The sequence below is a fragment of the Pirellulales bacterium genome (assembly GCA_036499395.1).
GTDB lineage: Bacteria > Planctomycetota > Planctomycetia > Pirellulales > JACPPG01 > JACPPG01.
Map to the genome: position 1 here is coordinate 32,962 of DASYDW010000095.1, position 18,404 is coordinate 51,365.

Annotated in this window: 14 protein-coding genes and 1 riboswitch; of the genes, 9 read left to right on the forward strand and 5 right to left on the reverse strand. The window is 59.5% G+C overall.

The genetic code is table 11. The features are described 5' to 3' along the window. The 3 genes from VGN12_16920 (at position 1) to VGN12_16930 (ending at position 1,464) form a co-directional block, all read left to right on the forward strand. Positions 1 to 747 carry a phage Gp37/Gp68 family protein gene (locus VGN12_16920; GenBank protein HEY4311134.1) on the forward strand — a complete coding sequence of 249 codons (747 nt, stop codon included), beginning with the start codon at positions 1 to 3 and terminating at the stop codon, positions 745 to 747. A 24-nt stretch (positions 748 to 771) separates the two neighbouring features. Further along, a complete protein-coding gene (locus tag VGN12_16925; protein ID HEY4311135.1) occupies positions 772 to 1,089 on the forward strand; it encodes a hypothetical protein in 318 nt (105 codons plus the stop codon). A gap of 189 nt (positions 1,090 to 1,278) precedes the next feature. After that, on the forward strand, positions 1,279 to 1,464 hold the full coding sequence (locus VGN12_16930; GenBank protein ID HEY4311136.1) for a hypothetical protein: 186 nt from the start codon (positions 1,279 to 1,281) through the stop codon (positions 1,462 to 1,464). Positions 1,465 to 2,147: 683 nt separating this feature from the next. Here the strand turns inward: VGN12_16930 and VGN12_16935 are convergent. Further along, positions 2,148 to 2,282: a hypothetical protein gene (locus VGN12_16935; GenBank protein HEY4311137.1), complete on the reverse strand. Its 135-nt coding sequence runs from the start codon at positions 2,280 to 2,282 to the stop codon at positions 2,148 to 2,150. 10 nt (positions 2,283 to 2,292) lie between these two features. Continuing rightward, on the reverse strand, positions 2,293 to 2,595 hold the full coding sequence (locus VGN12_16940) for a hypothetical protein (protein HEY4311138.1): 303 nt from the start codon (positions 2,593 to 2,595) through the stop codon (positions 2,293 to 2,295). 615 nt (positions 2,596 to 3,210) lie between these two features. On the opposite strand from VGN12_16940, the gene VGN12_16945 reads away from it, so the two are divergent. The 4 genes from VGN12_16945 to VGN12_16960 all read left to right on the forward strand — a co-directional run bounded on the left by VGN12_16945 (position 3,211) and on the right by VGN12_16960 (position 10,649). Further along, positions 3,211 to 5,817, forward strand: coding sequence for a parallel beta-helix domain-containing protein (locus VGN12_16945; protein ID HEY4311139.1), 2,607 nt, complete (start codon positions 3,211 to 3,213; stop codon positions 5,815 to 5,817). A gap of 190 nt (positions 5,818 to 6,007) precedes the next feature. After that, positions 6,008 to 7,159, forward strand: coding sequence for a parallel beta-helix domain-containing protein (locus VGN12_16950; GenBank protein ID HEY4311140.1), 1,152 nt, complete (start codon positions 6,008 to 6,010; stop codon positions 7,157 to 7,159). Positions 7,160 to 7,287: 128 nt separating this feature from the next. Beyond that, positions 7,288 to 8,706 carry a hypothetical protein gene (locus VGN12_16955; GenBank protein ID HEY4311141.1) on the forward strand — a complete coding sequence of 473 codons (1,419 nt, stop codon included), beginning with the start codon at positions 7,288 to 7,290 and terminating at the stop codon, positions 8,704 to 8,706. Positions 8,707 to 8,789: 83 nt separating this feature from the next. Further along, positions 8,790 to 10,649, forward strand: a complete 1,860-nt coding sequence (locus VGN12_16960) for a hypothetical protein (GenBank protein HEY4311142.1) — start codon at positions 8,790 to 8,792, stop codon at positions 10,647 to 10,649. A 31-nt stretch (positions 10,650 to 10,680) separates the two neighbouring features. Here the strand turns inward: VGN12_16960 and VGN12_16965 are convergent, their stop codons facing one another. The 3 genes from VGN12_16965 to VGN12_16975 all read right to left on the reverse strand — a co-directional run bounded on the left by VGN12_16965 (position 10,681) and on the right by VGN12_16975 (position 16,462). Then, positions 10,681 to 13,500, reverse strand: a complete 2,820-nt coding sequence (locus VGN12_16965; protein HEY4311143.1) for a LamG-like jellyroll fold domain-containing protein — start codon at positions 13,498 to 13,500, stop codon at positions 10,681 to 10,683. A 303-nt stretch (positions 13,501 to 13,803) separates the two neighbouring features. Beyond that, on the reverse strand, positions 13,804 to 15,684 hold the full coding sequence (gene glmS, locus VGN12_16970) for a glutamine--fructose-6-phosphate transaminase (isomerizing) (GenBank protein HEY4311144.1): 1,881 nt from the start codon (positions 15,682 to 15,684) through the stop codon (positions 13,804 to 13,806). Positions 15,685 to 16,195: 511 nt separating this feature from the next. Further along, positions 16,196 to 16,462 (reverse strand): hypothetical protein, encoded by a 267-nt coding sequence (locus VGN12_16975; GenBank protein HEY4311145.1) that lies wholly within the window; start codon positions 16,460 to 16,462, stop codon positions 16,196 to 16,198. A 280-nt stretch (positions 16,463 to 16,742) separates the two neighbouring features. On the opposite strand from VGN12_16975, the gene VGN12_16980 reads away from it, so the two are divergent. Both VGN12_16980 and VGN12_16985 read left to right on the forward strand, forming a co-directional pair. Next, the gene (locus VGN12_16980) at positions 16,743 to 17,075 is read left to right on the forward strand and encodes a hypothetical protein (protein ID HEY4311146.1); all 333 of its coding nucleotides are present in this window, start codon (positions 16,743 to 16,745) and stop codon (positions 17,073 to 17,075) included. Positions 17,076 to 17,180: 105 nt separating this feature from the next. Further along, positions 17,181 to 17,424: riboswitch (cobalamin riboswitch) on the forward strand. 77 nt (positions 17,425 to 17,501) lie between these two features. After that, entirely contained in the window at positions 17,502 to 18,386 is an 885-nt protein-coding gene (locus tag VGN12_16985) for a DUF1559 domain-containing protein (GenBank protein HEY4311147.1), read from the forward strand. The last annotated feature ends 18 nt before the right edge of the window (positions 18,387 to 18,404 follow it).

Sequence of the window (18,404 nt, forward strand, 5' to 3'; positions counted from 1 at the left end):
ATGTCTAAGTCATCCATTGAATGGACAGAATCGACGTGGAATCCAGTGACGGGCTGCGACAAGATCAGCCCGGGCTGCAAGTTTTGCTACGCCGAACGATTGGCAATGCGATTGAAGGCGATGGGACAGGAGAACTACGCCAATGGGTTCGACCTTACCCTACAGCCTCAGATGCTTGAAAGACCGCTGAAATGGAAAAAGCCACAGACGATTTTCGTCAACTCCATGAGCGACCTTTTCCACCGTGAAATACCGGACTACTACATTCAACAAGTCTTTGACGTAATGCGGCGGGCACACTGGCACAAATTTCAAGTGCTGACAAAGAGGGCCGACCGCCTAGAAGAAATTAGCCATCAAATTGACTGGCCAAGTAACGTGTGGATGGGTGTCAGCGTCGAGACCGACAAGTACACGACACGTATTGACCATCTTCGGCGAACGTCGGCCAAGACAAAATTTCTTTCGCTTGAGCCGTTAATTGGTCCATTGCCGAGTCTCGACCTTAGCGGCATTCATTGGGTGATCGTCGGCGGAGAGTCTGGGCCGGGATCACGTCCCATGAGCGAAGTGTGGGCACTCGACATTCGAGACCAATGCCAACGGGCCGAAGTGCCGTTTTTCTTCAAGCAATGGGGTGGAGTCAATAAGAAACGAACCGGCAGAATGCTCGACGGCAGGACGTGGGATGCAATGCCACTCGCACAAGGCGAACACGTTCAATCCGATTTGGCAGGCTTCCGATAACGGCGAGTGCCGGGAGTTTTCCAAATGATCGACGGAAACGAAAACGAAGATTTTGAAGATGGCTTCATGTTCGCCCTATTTGTGGCGGAAAGCATGGGCTTTCAGCTAAACATCGACGCCCTTGCCGAAAGACTCCGGGATATCGTGTCCGGGAAAATGACTCTGATTCCGTCCGCCGCAGACGCAATTGCGTCAATCGAAAAGGATGCGGGAAAGCGACTGCCCGACAATCTTCGCGAGTCAACGCGAAAGGCGTTGTCGAATCGTGCCGACTTGGACAAGGCAAACAAGCTTCGGGCGATAACCGTGATGCGAATGATGGGCGTCGGTATGGAATCATAAGCCGCCATTGGCAGTCAGCCGACTGCGATTCCTGCGGGCAGGCGGATTCACTGTAGTCGGCGGTTGCCCCCGCGACGTACGCCTCTACTATTCCTATGTGGGCAGCAATGCTCACCGGGCCGTGCTAGGTTCCTGCCCCACCTAGTGCGGCCCCGTTTATTGCTGTGGGGCAAATCGGAGTGCGGCACCATGTACGAATTGATCGCAGATATTCAACGAATGGAAGCGGAGTGCGATTTACTGCAAATCGAAGCCCTAAGTGGGGCAACCAATCCGAACGAGGTTTTTGCGACGATAATGGCGAAAAGATCGTCGATTGGCGTATTGCGTAATACGCTGACCAGCAAAGTCACCATGCAATTGGTCTGCCGGTAAGGGCCATCGCGGATTCAATCATGCGAGACGCCTTCTGTAATGACGAAACAGGATCGGCCTAAGCGTGGACCTTCAAGAATTCGGACTTCGCAAGACGCGAGTCCGGGGTCGATCATCAGTACCTTGGTTCCGATAGGTTCTGTCCAGACAACTCCGGATAATTCAAGTTGCTGGATTCCAAGCATGTCTTTTGCGTAGACCAGCTTCCCCAACCGATCAAACGATTCCGGTGTCGCTGCGACCCAAATGCCCGTTGCACCATTACCCGACACAAGGCGAGCCTTGTCACCGGCCCCGGCGAATGTGCGATGACGGGTCGGCGACGGTTTCACCCCCGGTGCTTGGTCACTCTGGCCGAGGTTTAGTACAAGCAAAAACCCCGCCCCGACTGCGATTGCAACGGCGACTAGCAAAAGGCGTTGATTCGACTGCCGATCAGTGACCTTCGCGGGACGCTCCGGCACTGCCTCGAAAACCGGATTCTGAGGCTTGCAGTACGGACAATCGCTTACCCCATGCTGAAAGCAAGTGTCTGTTGAGGATGCCATATCGACCCCTTGGAGTTGCTTCGCATTGTAGCTTGGGGGTAGGCCAGATTCACTAGGGCGGATTTCGCAAAGCCATCGCCTAGAAACGAAAACACCCGGCCCATTGAGCCGGGTGTTTCGCATTTGGCCCATTGCCTACGGCTGCCGTTTGAGCAACTTCAAGACCTTGGCGAGCGTAGACGTATCAATCGCGTCGGGGATTCCGTCCGCCTTGTGCAGCGTCCATTCAATGCAGTCGATCAACGCTTGTCGCATGGTGTTGTCTAGCATGGAGAGTCCCTTAGCAGCGGTTGTCGCGAATGGATTCGGTACGCTCAATCAACGTGGGCAGCAGCATCGCCCTTGCCGGCTTTCGCTCTGACGGGACGGCTTGCTTGACCATTGGTGCCGATTCGTGGCAGTACGGATTGAGTACCGTTTCGCCGTCCCGATTGCGATAACGCATGATGGGCGGACTTGGCTCAGCAGCGTTCGCGGTTGCTGCGAACATGATAAGAACGGCAACCAGCATCCCTTGCCGTGGTCCGCCTAGCAGCAAAAGAACCGACAACACGACGCCAGCGATGAGCAATGTTGCGAACATTTTTGACACCCCAACAGCCCTAGTTAGAATGCAAAGGTCACGTTGACCGATGCTCTAGGGTCCGGGTGTACTACACCCGAATCGAGTGATTTGGGGTGATTCGCAGTGATTCCTAAGCACTAATCCCCGAGGATTTCGCAACTGTCCAGCAGTTTCGCGGAATCCGTAGACCGATGCTCTATCCAATTGAGCTAGGGGTGCGACTCACGGACCTTCCGATTGTAGGGATTCGCTTCTCCTTTGGAAGAGGGATCGACGCGTGGCGGGCCAGCAAATTTGGGCCCGCCGCAGAGTTCGACAGGCTGCGCCGGAATGCGGTTCGGGTGTTCGGAGCTGGTGACAGCAACTAGGCCGCCAGACGCGGATTTCGGCGAGATAATCGTCCCCGACTTACCAGCATCTGGCGGCTTCCGTTACCGATTGCGGCACTCGCGCCGGTGGGATCGGTTCCGCGCTTGCTCGGCGCCGCGGCATCAACTAGATTTGAACGCGCCCGTTTGAGGACGCGCCGCGCGCCGTTCGCGTTTCTCAAAATGGGTTGCGTGGCGGCGCGCAAGAATACTCATTTCACTCAGCCTGCAGCCGACCGTTCTACGGATCGGGAGAGTTTCTGCCATGATGCGCTTCTCGGTTTGCTTTGCCTTCGTGGCAAGCCTCGGTTTGGCGTCCGTACAGACATTGGCTGCCGAGGAACCGGTGACCGGTGCCACGGTTCCTGCATCAGCCGCCGCGGCGGCGGCGCCGCTCGCTATTCCGGGTTGGAGCGAGCGGTCTGGCGCCTGGGTGCCGGACGAGCCATTCGTGGCCGGGCAGCCACGCGCGACCGGCCTGCAGGCGCCCTTCCCGCCCATGCGATCGCTCGATAAGAATCCGATGACCCCCGACAAGGTGGCGCTCGGCAAGCTACTTTTCTTCGACCCGATCCTTAGTGGTCAAAACAATATCTCTTGCGCGCACTGCCACCATCCGGATCACGGCTTTGCCGACGGGCGCAAGCTGAGCATGGGCTATGCCGGCACGGGCATCGGCCCGGAGCGCACCGGTGGGCATGAGCTCGGACGGCATGCTCCCACGCTGTGGAACGCCGCCTATCACAAGTGGCAATTCTGGGACGGCCGGGCTGACGACCTCGAGGCACAGGCCAAAGGCCCGATGACGAACGAGCACGAAATGGGAGAAAATCCTGAGGTGCTCGTCAAAGAATTGCAGGCGATTCCCGAATACGTGACGGCGTTTCAAAAAGTCTTCGGTGGCACGCCCGCCGAGGCCGTGTCGTTTGACAACGTGGCGCGGGCCGTGGCCGCGTTCGAGCGCACCTTGCTGTCGTTCAATTCGAAGTTCGACCATTATGCCGCCGGCGATGCAAATGCGCTCAATGAACAAGAGCGTAGCGGCATGAAGGTTTTTCGTTCGTTGAAGACGCGCTGCTTCGAGTGCCACAATTTTCCCACGTTCGCCGACGATACGTTCCGCGTGATCGGTGTTCCTGACGCCGGCGAGCATGATCGCGGCCGGGCCGGTGTGCCGGGCGAAGGGCCAGACGGCGCTTTCAAGACGACGTCGCTGCGTAATATCGCGCTGACGGCCCCCTACATGCACAATGGTGCTTTTGCCACGCTCGAAGAAGTTATCAAGTTCTACGCCAAAGGGGGCGGCCGCGGCGAACCCAATCCGCCGGCTGGCATGGACGACAAGATCGGCAAGTTCGACATCACTGACGCCGAGATCGCGGACCTGGTCGCGTTCTTGAAAGCACTGACCGATACTTCGCTGCAGCCGGACCCGCCGCAAAAGGTGCCCAGCGGCCTGCCAGTGGTCGAAGTGAAAACAAAAGCCACGCCCGCTCCGTTGGCCCGCGCCGGCAACAGAAGATCGCCAGTCGCCAGTGCCGCAGCGTCCCCCTCTCCCTCTGGGAGAGCGCCGGGTGAGGGGCCGGCACCAGCGCCGCGTCCCCGGCCGATTGCGTCTTTAAACAATGCCGCTGCGGCGCCTATAAATTCCGCTGCGACGACTATACGACAAGGTGCAGGCCCCCTCACCGGCTACTCGAGCGGCAACATGCACCGGATTCCCGGCTTGGAGACCGTGGCAACAAACGTCGCCCGCGCGAATCCGGCCGCGGCAGCCCGCGCTCCGGGGAGTGGTCTCGAATGGGTCGCGGCGCTGGGGAGCAAGAACGCATCGGACGGCCGCGTCTCGGCGACGTTTACCGTACGGCCGGGCCAGTCGATTCAATCGGCCGTCGATCGGTGCGCGCCGGGTGACCGCGTTGAAGTCGAACCGGGAGTCTATCGCCAGACCGTGGCGATCGATCGGGACGGCGTCACGCTCGTCGGACTGAACCGCGACGGTCAGCGGGCCGTGCTCGACGGCGGCGGTGTGCTCGCTGACGCCGTGCAAAGCTCGGCCGATGACCTGGTGATTGAGGGCTTTGTGATTCGCCATTTCAAAGGGAACGGCATCCTGGCCAGCAAATCACAACGCGTCGTGTTTCGCGACCTGATCGTTGACGATGCCGGCCTGTACGGTGTTTACCCCGTCGAGTGCGCCGGTGTGTTGGTCGAGGGCTGCACGGTCAGCGGCATAAGCGACGCCGCGATCTATGTCGGCAGCAGCCGCGACATCGTCGTGCGCAATAATGAAGTCTTTAACAACGTGGCCGGCATCGAGATCGAGAATTGCACGGCGGCGCTGGTCACGAACAATAGCGCCCACCACAACACGGCCGGCCTGCTGGTGTTCGTGTTGCCGAACAATCCGTCGAAGGTCGGACTCGACACGCGCGTGATCAACAATCGCTCATGGGCGAATAACCACAAGAATTTCGGCAAGCCGGGCACCCTGATCGCCAACCTACCACCCGGCATCGGCATTCTGGTCATGGCGGCCGATCGCACTGAGGTAACGCAAAACCTGGTCGCCGAAAACGATTCTTACGGCATCGTCGTCGGCGCGCTGAGTCAGTCGGGCGAAGGACACAAGCTGGACGTCGAGCCGAACTCCGACTTCACCGTGATCGCAGGCAACGAATATCGCGACAACGGCCGGCATCCCGATCCGCTGTACAGTGAGAAACGCAAAGCCCCCGGGGGCGACCTGTACTGGGACGGCACCGGCACTGGCAACGAGTGGCACGAAACCGGCTCGCTGATGACGTTTCCCGCGGACCTGCTGCACGGCTCTGCCAAGGCGCCGGCAGGTACGACGTCCAAGAACAATTAGCTACAGAGAACGCAGGATCCGATCGCAGATTTTGCGAATTAGAAAGACTAAGAGCCACCGAGCACACCGAGACCACAGAGAAGTGAGAAAGAGAATTCCTTTAGTCGTGGCTTTCTCTGTGTCCTCAGTGGCTGAATCGAATTTTTTAACCAATTAAAACAAGCTCATCCCCGTCAACAGGAGGTTTGTCATGAAATCCTCGCTGGAATGGTTTGCCCTGGTGGCGTGCTTCGGATTTTTATCGCTCGCCAGCGCGACAGCGGCCGAAGAGGAGAAATACCCGGAGCGCAATGCCGCGGCGCCGGCGGTCAGTGCGCAGTCGATTCGCGGGACGTTTACGGTCAGTCCCGGTCAGTCGATTCAGGCGGCCGTCGATAGGGCTCGCCCCGGCGATCGCATTCAGGTGATGCCTGGCGCTTACAGCGAGACCGTGACGATTGATTTCGACGATATCGAGTTCGTCGGCCTGGTGCAAAATGGCGAGCGCCCGGTGTTCGACGGCAAAAACAAGCTGAACGATGCTGTCTTGGTCTCGGGCAATAACTTCGTCGTCTCGGGATTCGAGATTCGCGACTACAAAGGGAACGGCGTCGTCGTGAACAAGGCCAAGAATGCGACGTTCAAGAACCTGGTCTGCCATAACACCGGCAAGTACGGCGTCTATCCCGTGCTTTGCCAGGGGGTGCTGGTCGACGGTTGCGTCGTCAGCGACGTGTGGGACGCGGGCGTGTATGCCGGCCAATGCAATGACGTCACGATCCAGAATTGCGAGTCGTACCGCTGCACGATCGGCATGGAGACCGAGAATTGCGTCAACGTGCTGATGGCCAACAATTCGGCCCATCAGAATTCGCTCGGTTTGCTCGTGGTACTGTTGCCGGACCTGCCGACGACCGTGGCTTCGAACGCGCGGGTGATCAATAACCGCGTGCTGGACAACAATTATCCGAACACCTCGCCACCGGGAAATACCGTAAACCTGGTCGAGCCGGGTATCGGCATCGCCGTGAACGCGGCCGACAACACCGAAGTCACGAAGAACGAAGTGCGCGGCCACGGGTCGTATGGCATCGCGATGTACGCGTTGACCGACGTGTTCCCGCCCGAGCACAAGTTGAACGTCGAGCCGAACCCCGACGGCAATTACATTCACGACAACGCACTGGCCGAGAACGGTCAGAATCCGTCGAAGCGGATGAAGAGTCTCGGCGCGCCAGGCGGCGATTTGTTCTGGAGCGGCAAGGGAGTTGGCAACGGCTGGAGCGAAGCGACCGACAAGAGCTTCCCAGCGAAATTGCCCGGCTGGAGCGGCAATGCCGGCGCTGCCGGCGGCGGACGGTAGCATATGTTGCGTAGCTTGAAATATGCGCAACGAGTACGGAGGTTCTTACTGCGATTGCGCAGCTCTGCTATCGGCTCTCATAACGTAGTCTGAAACACCTTTTTCGTGCGTTATTTCGGGTCGATGGAATGAGTTACGCGCTAATCGATAATGCAACTCTGACGGCCGTTCAACGCCTTCTTGGCACTGTTGCATCTCGATCTCGCGACTCCGTCGACGGGGACATTGCCGCCCTGGAAAACGTCGTCACTGCAATACTCTTCTACGACGAACTGATCTGCCTAGACAATTACAAAGAAGAGTTTCGAACGACGCGTCGCGACGCATTTCCGTTCATCCGATTCTATGGTCTCGATAACGTCAACTTACGCGAACTCGACAATTCCGCGCGCGCGGAGTCCCTATCATTCCGACCTGAAATTCGTGGAGGAGAATTTGTTGATGCGGACTATCGTGCATTTCTAGAACAGCTTCGGATGCACATCGTCTGTACGTGGGATATATCCTCAAGCGTGTACTATCTGACGATGAAGATGCTTGGGATGCCGGAAACGCCGGAATTCGAAAAGTATGGAAAACTAAGCGCGGCGATTTTCGGCGAGTTGGTTGATGCGAAAGAGACAAACGGGCCGGCAGATCTGCGAGACAATTTCGTCCTCGTCGACTCGCGCGGGACTCCGATTGGAAACGATTATCGTGTACCGAATGCTAAATGGGGCGATGGTATAACGGGCGGGCTGACTCCTGCATTAAGGGTGTTTTTGGCCGCGTTGAATTGGACGGCGTATAAGTCTATTTACTACACGCTGGCGGCACGGGCGCTCCACGCCGATTCCCTCCTCTACCCAACTCGCCAAGCATTTCAATTACGGTGGATGCAAAAAACCGGGATGTACAGTTCAGACTTTGCCTCTGGGTTGCTCCGCCAAATCTCAGAGCACAGCCGCGATGACGTCAAGTGCATCGTCGAGGCATCGCGATCTTATATCGTAAACATCCCGATCCCGTTTTTTACGGCCTGGATTACTTCCAAAGTAGGTGACGTTTCGGAAGTAATCGAATACGCGCAGGAGCTACGCGGTGATAAGCGGATTCAAGCAGTACGAGAGCAAATGGGAGAGCTTCGATATCTGCTCGATTCTGGAGAGGGTCCTGCCGCCACGACGGGCTTAAATAAAATTGTAAAGAAACTAGCCGATGCCTCTTTGCAGATGCGAAGAGAGTTCTCCGTAGTTTCCCGCCAGACGGTTAGTCCGAAAAACCTTATCAAGGGCTACAACACCCTAGCGTCCGCGGCGCAGCTTCCGCGCATTCCTGAGATTGATATCCCGATACCAATTCCGGACGGGCTAAGACGGCCATCCACGGGATTCGCAACGCTCTACCGCGATATCGTCCGCGATCTTTCGGATATCGCGAGGCTTGAGACGATTCGAGATGTGCTTGGACGGCGAGTCCAAGTTAATAAAGATGCCCGCGTATATAATCCGAAAACAGAGGCACCCGAGTTCCGTAATAGGAGTTCGGAGTGGAAGAGTCCAATGTAGCCCTCTCTTCGTAGGTCGTTCGACCATCTGTCGGGTGGCGAGCAATATAAATATTTACCTTTCAACGAAGGCTTAAACGACGGGTGCCTGAACCTGCAGTGTCCGAAGATCGGGCGGCCCTCTATCGCGAGCGCGTCGATCGCTTCATGGCCGGCGCGCGCGCCTGGCAGATTCGCTCAGATCGGCTGGTGAATTTGCGCTTTGCCGCGGCGGCATTCATCGTGACGATGTTGGCCGTTGGCTGGTGGCAAGGTGTCGCACGGATTTTGCCGTGGATCGCGGCGGCACTTCTGGGCGTGGTCGCATTTATTACCGTAGTGGCCCGCCATCGCTGGATACGCCGGCAACTGGCGCGCGCTGAAGGAATGGCGACGCTCAATCGTCATGGGCTGGCTCGACTGGATCGGGCCTGGGATAGGCTGCCCGCGGTCGCATTGCCCACGGACCTTGAACTGACACCCACGGCGCGCGATCTGGACCTGTTCGGCCCGGCGTCACTCTATCGACTCTGCTGCATGGCTTCGACCGGCGCGGGACGGAGCTGCCTGGCCCAATGGTTGCTGGTTCCTGCGGCGCCGGCCGAAGTGCCCGCCCGGCAGCGAAGCGTCGCTGAATTGGCCAAGCAGTTAGACTTGCGGCAAGAGCTGGCGTGGCGCGGCCAGGCGATCTACGGCCAGCGCGCATCGGCGGACGTTACGCCGCTCGTGCGATGGGCCGAGGGTCCCGGCTGGCTGTCGCAGCGTCCTTGGTTGAAATGGTACGCGCGGTTATCACCGCTGGTGCTTTTGGGACTTTTGGCGGCTTATGTGCTCGGGCTGGTTCCGGCGCTCGCCTGGCAACTGGTCGTCGGTGCGCAGGTGGCGGTCAGTTACTTGCTGGTTCGCCACGTTCACGAAATCTTCCGGCAGATCGATACGGGCGAGCAGCAATTACGCCGCTTTGCGGACATGCTCGCACTGGTTGAAACATGGCCTGTCACGGCGCCGCATTTGGTGGCGCTGCGGCAAGAGTTTTCCGTCGAAGGGCATCACGCCCATGAACAATTGACACGCCTGCGTCGGCGGCTGGACCTGGCCGACCTGCGTTTCTCGCAAGTAGTTTACGGCGTGCTACAGGCGGTGACGCTGTGGGATTTTCACGTGCTTTCGGCGCTCGAGCGCTGGCAACAGCACGTCGGGCCGCATTTGCGACGCTGGTTCGCGGCACTCGCGCAGTTCGAGGCGCTCGCTTCGCTCTCTAATTTGGCGTTCGACCATCCGGCTTGGACCTTTCCGACGGTCGACCAGCTCGGGCCAAGGCAGATCACGGGTACGGACCTGGCTCATCCGCTCATTCCCACCGCGCGGCGCGTCGGCAACGACGTCGAACTGGGGCCGGAGGGAACGTTTCTGCTGGTTACGGGTTCGAACATGTCAGGCAAGAGCACGCTGCTGCGCGCCATCGGATTAAACCTGGTGCTGGCGCAGGCCGGCGCGCCGGTGTGCGCCGTGCGGTTGTCGCTGCCGCGTGTGCTGGTGGAAACGAGCATGCGCATCGATGACTCGCTGGCCGACGGCGTATCGCTGTTCCTGGCGGAGTTGAAACGCTTGAAGGCGATCGTCGAGCAGGCGCGACGTTGCGACCGTCCGGGCGAACCGGTGCTGGTCTTCTTGTTGGACGAGATCCTGCACGGCACCAATTCGCGCGATCGACAGATCGCGGTCCGCCGGGTTGTGGACCGATTGCTCGCGCGGCACGCGATCGGCGCGGTTTCGACGCATGATCTGGAGTTGGCCGCGGAGCCCCCGTTGAGCGAGTCTAGCCGCGCCGTTCACTTCCGCGAGACTTTCGTCGGCGAAGGTCCGCATCGCGAAATGAAATTCGACTATCAACTACGGCCCGGCATCGCCAATACAACCAATGCGCTGGCGCTACTGGACATGGTCGGGCTGACAGACGATTGAAGGTCTGACGCCGCGATGAACAGGAGGCCCGCTAGCCATCGTCCCCAAGCGGCGTCGCGCCGTATTTGACCATCAGCGCGTTTACGATCTGCTGCGAGATGTTCAGTGGCAGGACCGGCTGGGAAGTGGTACCGCCATAGACGTCGATCTCGGAAATCAGGGCTGAGGCAAAGCCCTGCGGGCCGTCGGAACGCTCGAAATCGCCGATCGTGAGATTGGTCAAATTCGACGAGGCGCCGAACCAGCTTCCCGCCACGGTCGGGTAGCTTTCCGGAATCGTGGTGCCTGAACCGGTGAAGAACGGCGAAGTATCCATGCCGTTGACCGTCATGCCGTAGCCTTTGCCGGTTCCCATTCCCCAGAAGTGCAACACGTAGGTGACCCCTGGTTGCAGTTGAAGCTGGCTGCCGCGGATGTCGGTCTGGAACGCATCGTCGCGGAATCGCATGCGGGCCAGTGGCACACCGCCCCCCGATTCGGCCGGCACGATATTCGTCGACGGGTTGTACGACGCGAAGAAGACATAATCCACGGCCGTCGCATCGGACGAGGAGGAGAACAACGTATCACTTTCGAAATTGTCGCCCCCTCCGAGGAACTGCGCCACGATGAACACGTCACCGCTGTCATCGCTTGGCAGAACCGTCGAGGCATATTTGAGCGCGTCGTTGATGCCGTTGAATTTCAAGGCCGGCTGCGAATTCATCGAAGGGACGCTGCTCACCAGGTCGGGAGCTTGCCCTTCGGGACTGGGAGTAAACACCGTCGGCAGGGTACCTGTTCCATTCCACGAGGTGACGATCTGCTCGCGCAGAACGCCGGTCGGGTTGAGCATTTGCAGACCATGCACAGCGTCGACCGCCGCGCCGCTGGCTTGCGTCAGGGCGAACGATTGCGCGAGCCCGGCGCGTTGGTCGGCCGTCATCTGCGAGTAGGGAAACGTGTTCCCTTGCAGCGATTGGATCTGGGCCTGCGTGCGTGCGGTGGTCCAGATATTCAGGTTCGAGATCGCTCCGTCGAAGTAATTCCCCAGTCCGTTCCAGCGGCCTAGCTCGAGCGGGATGTTCGCCGATGCGGACACCGAGGTCGGGATCACTCCCACGTTGACGATCGTCTGCTGCGGTTGCCCGTTGATGTAGATCCGCACGTTACCGGCGTTGTAAACCACGGCGATGTCATAGGTCACACTGGCCTGCATCTTCGCGCCTTGCGTTTCGATGACGCCGGCGACGCGGCCGCTGGGGTCGGCGAACCAGACAGAAACCTCGCCCTCCTCACCGGAGTGTTCTCCGGTCGCGATCGTTATCGAACCGGCGGCTCCGTAATTCCACTTGCTGAGGAAATTACGATTCGTGGCCAACGTCGCCTGCCGGGCTTGGAACTCGATGGTGAATTGCGTGGCGTTGTTGAAGATACTGTCCAGCGTGGCATTGTCCGGTTCAGTCATGTACTGACTTTGCGCCGCGTTGAACATCGCGCCGCCCTGGGTCGTGCCCACCGTGCCCGTCGCCGTGGCATCCAGGTGGATCTCGGGTGTGACCGTCAGCGGAGTGGTTGGCACGGCGAACCGGGTGGTGCTGCCGCCGGTTGATTCTCCCTTCGGATTCGTGACTTGCACGCCGAACGACTGATTCTGAACCGCGGTCGTATAGGTGTAGGACAGCTGCACGTCGTAGCTGCCGTTGCCGCGGGCCACGATCTGACCGTTCGCCCCAGGCGTGCCCGTGAGAACTACGGTATTGCCGTCTCCCAGAGTGACTTGCGCCGTAAACGATTGCGCCGTGGCCGATAGATCCGTGGTGGTGAAATGATAGACCACCACGTTACTGAAGGGCGTGCCGACCACGGTCGTAGGCGGGGTTAAGCTGCCTCCCTGCAATGTCGATGGCGCCACTGAGAACGTGTTGGTGCTGGCCGACGCGGTCATGCCCTGGCCGTCGCTCACGAGGACGCTGAACGTTTGATTCGTGAACGTGGTCATGTATGTGTACGACAAAACCACGTCAAATCCGCCGCCGGGACTGGTCGTGATCCGTCCAAACTGGCTGAGACTGCTGGTGAGCGTCACCTGATTCGAATCACCCAGGGTGACCACGGCCGAAAAAGTGTCGGCCGAGGCCAACGGGTTGGCGTCAGTGAAGTGAAAGACGGTTGCATTCTTGATTGCTTGCAATTGCGTGGCGACCGGCGGCGTCAGGCTGCCGGCCGTGATCGGTGCATCGGCCACGTTGAAAGCATTCGTGCTGATGCGTGACGTCTGACTTTGTGGACCACTCACGGAAACCGTGAACATCCCGCCGGTGATCGGATGCACGTAGGCGTGCGTGACCTGCACGTCAAATCCGCCGCCGGGATCGGCCACGATACGACCGGCGCTAGTCGGCGTACTGGTTAGGGTCACGTTGGTGCCGTCGCCAAGAGTGACCAGGGCCGTATAGTCGCTGGCCTTGGCGGCGGGATTGGAATCGGTGAAATGCGAGACCGTGAAGTTCGTGAACTGCGTACCTGCCATGACGGACGGCGGTGTCAAATTGCCGGCGGCCATGCTACCGGCCGCTTTTCCGAATTGGCTCGAGACGACGGCCAGGTCCTGACCGTTGACGATACCGTCGAGGTTAGCGTCACCTGACAGTGGCTGCGTGCCCGCGTGCAGCCAGTTCGAACTCACTAGCGCGAGGTCCTGCACATTGACGATGCCGTCGCCATTCAGATCGCCTACGGGCGCGACCGCGGTGACGGTCAGCAGGCGTCTCGATTCCAGAGATTCGATTGAAAGGCGCTGTCGAAGGCCAAATGGCCGCCCCCGGCGCGCAGGCTGGCGATGAGTTCCCAAGATGCATGTCCCGTTCAAGACCCCTTCTCTGCTGCGATCCTAGATACTTTCTTCCAGGGTCGCAAACGTTCTGTTCCGTGCCGGTGCTGGCGCGCCGATATACCGGGATTTGGCAATTTGCCCGGCAAGCGTTCCGAGGCTTTGAAGGGCCAAGGATGCCACATTAGAGCGTAGGCGCAGCGGCACCCTCTTCAGTGTGGATGGCCGGCGGGACGCAAGCAAGCCGCCGGGCCGCGCGGCTGGCCAGATGAAGGAGTTCCCCGAAAGGGGTATTTTGGCTACGACGTTATCGCCGTGGCCGCTCCGGCTCCCGCGGAATGGCTATTCCACGGTTACGCTCTTGGCCAGGTTGCGCGGCTTGTCGACGTCGCAGCCACGCAGCACCGCGATGTGATAGGCCAAAAGTTGCAGCGGGATCGCCGTGACGATCGGCTGCAAGAAATCCTCGACGGTCGGAATCTGGATCACGTCGTCGGCCAATTCCGCCGCTTGAGTGCCTGCCTCGCATGTCACGGCGATGACCGGTCCGCCGCGAGCCTTGATCTCTTCCATGTTCGCGATCACTTTGTCGTAAACGACGCCGTGCGGAATCAAGAAGACGCTGGGCGTATTCTCGTCGATCAGCGCGATCGGACCGTGCTTCATTTCCGCGGCCGGATAACCTTCGGCGTGGATGTAGCTGATTTCTTTCAGCTTGAGCGCACCTTCCAGAGCCGTGGGGAAATTGAACTGTCGCCCCAGGTATAAGAAGGTGCTGCAGTGGTGATACTTCTCGGCGATGCGGCGAATCTGGTCATTCGCCTCGAGCGCCTGGGCAACCTTGTTGGGGAGTTCCTGCAAACGCTCGATGATCTTCATTCCCTGGGCAAAGCTGAGATGTCGCAACCGGCCGAAGTACAAGGCCAGCATGGTCAACACGGCGCACTGCGAGGTGAAGGCCTTGGTCGAGGCCACGCCGATTTCCGGGCCGGCGTGCAGATAAATGCCGCCGTCCGCTTCCTGGGCGATGCTCGATCCGACAACATTGCAGATGGCCAGAGTCGGATGCCCCTGCCGCTTCATTTCGCGCAGCGCCGCCAACGTGTCGGCCGTTTCACCGCTTTGCGTGATGGCGAACACCAGCGTGTTATTGTCGATCGGCGGATTGCGATAGCGCAGCTCGCTGGCGTATTCCACCTCGACCGGCAGCCGGGCGAACTCTTCCAGCAGGTACTCGCCGACCATGGCCGAATGCCAACTTGTGCCGCAAGCCGTGAGAATGATGCGATTCACGCTGCGCAGTTGCTGCGGCGAAAGATTCAAGCCGCCGAAATGCGCCGTGGCCTCGTCGACCGACAGGCGGCCACGCATGGCGTTGCGCAACGTCTCGGGCTGCTCGAAAATCTCCTTGAGCATGAAGTGATCGTAATTGCCCAGGTCGACATCGCCCGATTGCAGTTCGAGCGTTTGCACGTTGTGGTGTATCTCGCCTTGGTCGCGATTGATGACACGCAGGCCATTGGCCGTGACCACCGCAATTTCATACTCGGCCAGGTAAACGATCTTGTCGGTGTACCCGACCAGCGGTGAAGCGTCGCTGGCGATGAAGTGCTCATCCTCGCCAACTCCCACGACCAGCGGGCTGCCATGCCGGGCCGCGATGATGACGTCGGGATAGTCGTGAAAAAGGACCGCCACACCGTAGGTCCCTTGCAGCTTGGCGAGCGCGGCGCTCACGGCGGCGATCAGCGGTTCGTGCGGGTCGCCCGAACCGGCGCCATTTTGCCCGCGATGGACCAGCTCTTTTCCCAGGCAATCCGCAATCAGATGAGCCACGACCTCGGTATCGGTCGCCGAGTGGAATTCGTACCCAGCGCTGATCAGGTATTCCTTCAGCGCACGATAGTTTTCGATGACGCCGTTGTGAACGATGGCCAGGTCGTGTCGTCCGCCGTAGTGCGGGTGCGCGTTGGCATCCGTTGCAGCGCCGTGCGTGGCCCAGCGGGTGTGGCCGATGCCGATTTGACCTTCGGCGGGTTCGTCGGAGAGGATCGAGATCAAATGTTCGAGCCGGCCGGCGGCCTTGGCCAGGGCGAAATCACCTGACGGCGTAATCGTTACCACGCCCGAGCTGTCGTAGCCGCGATACTCCAGGCGGCGCAGCCCCTGAATGAGAAACTCGCTGGCGTTGCGAAAACCGACGTACCCGACAATGCCACACATGGAAACACCATACAGGGCTGATGGTTTACGACCGACCCGACGCCGGACTCGTTGATTCTACTGCCTGTGAGAGCGAAACCTAGCTGGCAGCGGGTATCCGGACCTCGGGACGAGGGCCTGATGCACTGCAGGACGGCTGGGACTTTTTGGTGGGTGGGGTCGGAACTGTCAGCCGGAAGGCTGGCGGATCTTGCCCCTACTGTGTCGCTAGCGGCGGCGTGGGCCGGGCTGGCGATTCGCTGCCACAGATGTTCGTTCGAGGAGGATTGACGGACGGGGAGAACTGATATGCTATCGGCCAATTGTAGTTGCCCCGCCAGTTACGTCACCAATCAATTGCAGCGAGCAAGGCATTTGGTCAAAGAGAAATCACTCGGTACCCACGATTGACCGGCACAGCCGGCAGATCCCGAATGCGTCGTGGCCTCGGTCGCGAATCAGGGGGCTGCCAAACGGCATACGGGGCGTGAAACCGGCGTTTTCGCCTGTGACATTTGTGGATTGAGAACCGCTAATAGCCACGCTTGAAACCCGCCGTCAGGCAACCCGCGGCCACGATCAGGACAAAGGCCCAGCAGGCAAACACCACACCGCGACCGAAGACCGCACCGGGAGCGGCAAGGGTGCAGAACATGCCCGCCAATACGATGCAGACCCGCAGCACGTCCGGCGGACCGTCGTGATCCATGCCCAGCTTTAGCATCACGATGCCGCCGATCGCCCACACGGCGGCGCGCACGACGTTTCCGCCCGTGATGTGTAAATGGGGCCATTTCATTTCATCGATCTTACCGTCGAGAAAGCGCTGATTACCACAGCGAGTGAATCACGTTAAGCTGCATGGTGATGATGAGCCGTAGAATTCCCGGGGGCAGCCAACAGTCATTGGTCGATGCACAGAAGCTTTCGATATTGGCGATTATTGTTACACACACCGCAAGCCCTTCGCGATGCTAACCATTAATAGGTCGCACCGACGCTGGTACCGATTCTCGACGACGACGATGTTTGTCGTCCTGACATTGGTGGCTGTCTGGTTAGGAAGGGAAACTAATTTCGTGTTCCAGCGCAGATCATTTCTGCATGCCGTGAGGGCCGAGAAGGAAATCGGCTTTGCAAGCGGTGCGAAGATAGCCGCCGAAGCGGAGGCGCACGGCGTCAGTTACAAACGGGTCGAGGCGTCTCGCTGGAGGCGTCGTTTAGGTGACGAAGCGATCGAAGAGTTCTTCGTACCGGATCGGTCTCCGGACCGGATTGAAACAATTCGCAAGTTGTTTCCCGAGTCGATGATTCTGGAAGTGATCAAAGAAAGCGAAACGGGTGATCTCGGCCTGATCTACAAGCCGGACCGGGATCGCGGCGACTTGATAGGCGAGACGCAAACGCGCTGAACTGTCGTTCGTGGACGCTTTCCGTCATCGTTAACGGGCCGTTTCATTATCAACGGTACCTCGGTCCATTCTTCATTGACGATTTCCGCCGGTCGTGATAGGTTTCTTGCTTAATCGTGCATTGGTGGCCGGGGGCTCAGCTTGAGCTTGCCGGCAAACAGGGAACTCCGGTGAAATTCCGGGACGGCCCCGCCGCTGTAACCGAAGTTACGAGGGCGCCTATCCAAGCCATTGTCGTGGCTCGAACCGCGACAAACAGGTAGCCATTGTCGCAGCAATGCTGTGACGAGAAGGCCAGGGTGGCCCGAGGTCGGTAGTCAGAAGACCTACCAATGCGGTGACTGTTAGCGCGCTGCGAGGGACAGGCGCTCGGTTGAGTTTGCTTGCGCAAAAAGGGTCTTCCTTCGCTCGCTGGCGATGATCTCGATGGACCGGCCGCTGCGCGCAGTGACCGTGCCAAGGGTCGCGCTGCGCGAGTGCAGCGAAGTCGCCACGGACATGATCCATCGCCTTGATGTCGCGCCACGTCGCGCGGGAATGTCGCTCGTCGAGCTGCTGGTCGTGATCGCGATCATCGGTGTGCTGGTGGCGCTGCTTCTGCCCGCGGTCCAGCAAGGACGCGAAGCGGCCCGACGCAACCAGTGCCTGAACAACCTGCGGCAGATGGGCATCGCTCTGCAGAACTATCACGAGGCATGCACGACGCTGCCCAGTGGTTGCATCGAACGGCGCGGCGTCGCAAACCGGAATGGCCGGCAGATCGCCTGGAGCGCACTGATACTCCCGTTCCTCGAGCAACAGGCCGTTTTCGATACGCTGGATCTGAATACCGCGTTCGATAGCGCGCAGAACGCGGCCGGCGCGGCGATTGTCCTGCCGGTTTATATCTGTCCAAGCGTCGATCGGGCGGTGCAGAGCCCGACGACGGGACGGGCTCCCAGTGATTACGGCGGCATCTACGGTCCGCGTTTCACCCCCGACACGAACAGTCCGCCGCGCGGCATGTTGATCTACGACACGCCGATCAAGTTGTCGGACGTGCTAGACGGCACGAGCGCCACGCTGGTCGTGTCCGAGGACTCGATCTATCTGCCGGCAGGCGAATGGATCAGCGGCATGTCGGTGTTCGACGTCTCTTACCCGATCAACACCGCGCCCAGCATCGACAACGACATTCACAGCCAGCACCCGAATGGTGCGAACGGGCTGTTCGTGGATGGCGCGGCAAAGTTCTTAACGGCCTCGATGACCACGAGCGTGCTCTCGGCCATCTGCACGCGCGCCACAGGCGAGCCGGTCGCCGGTTTTTGAAGTCAGCGCCGGCTTGAC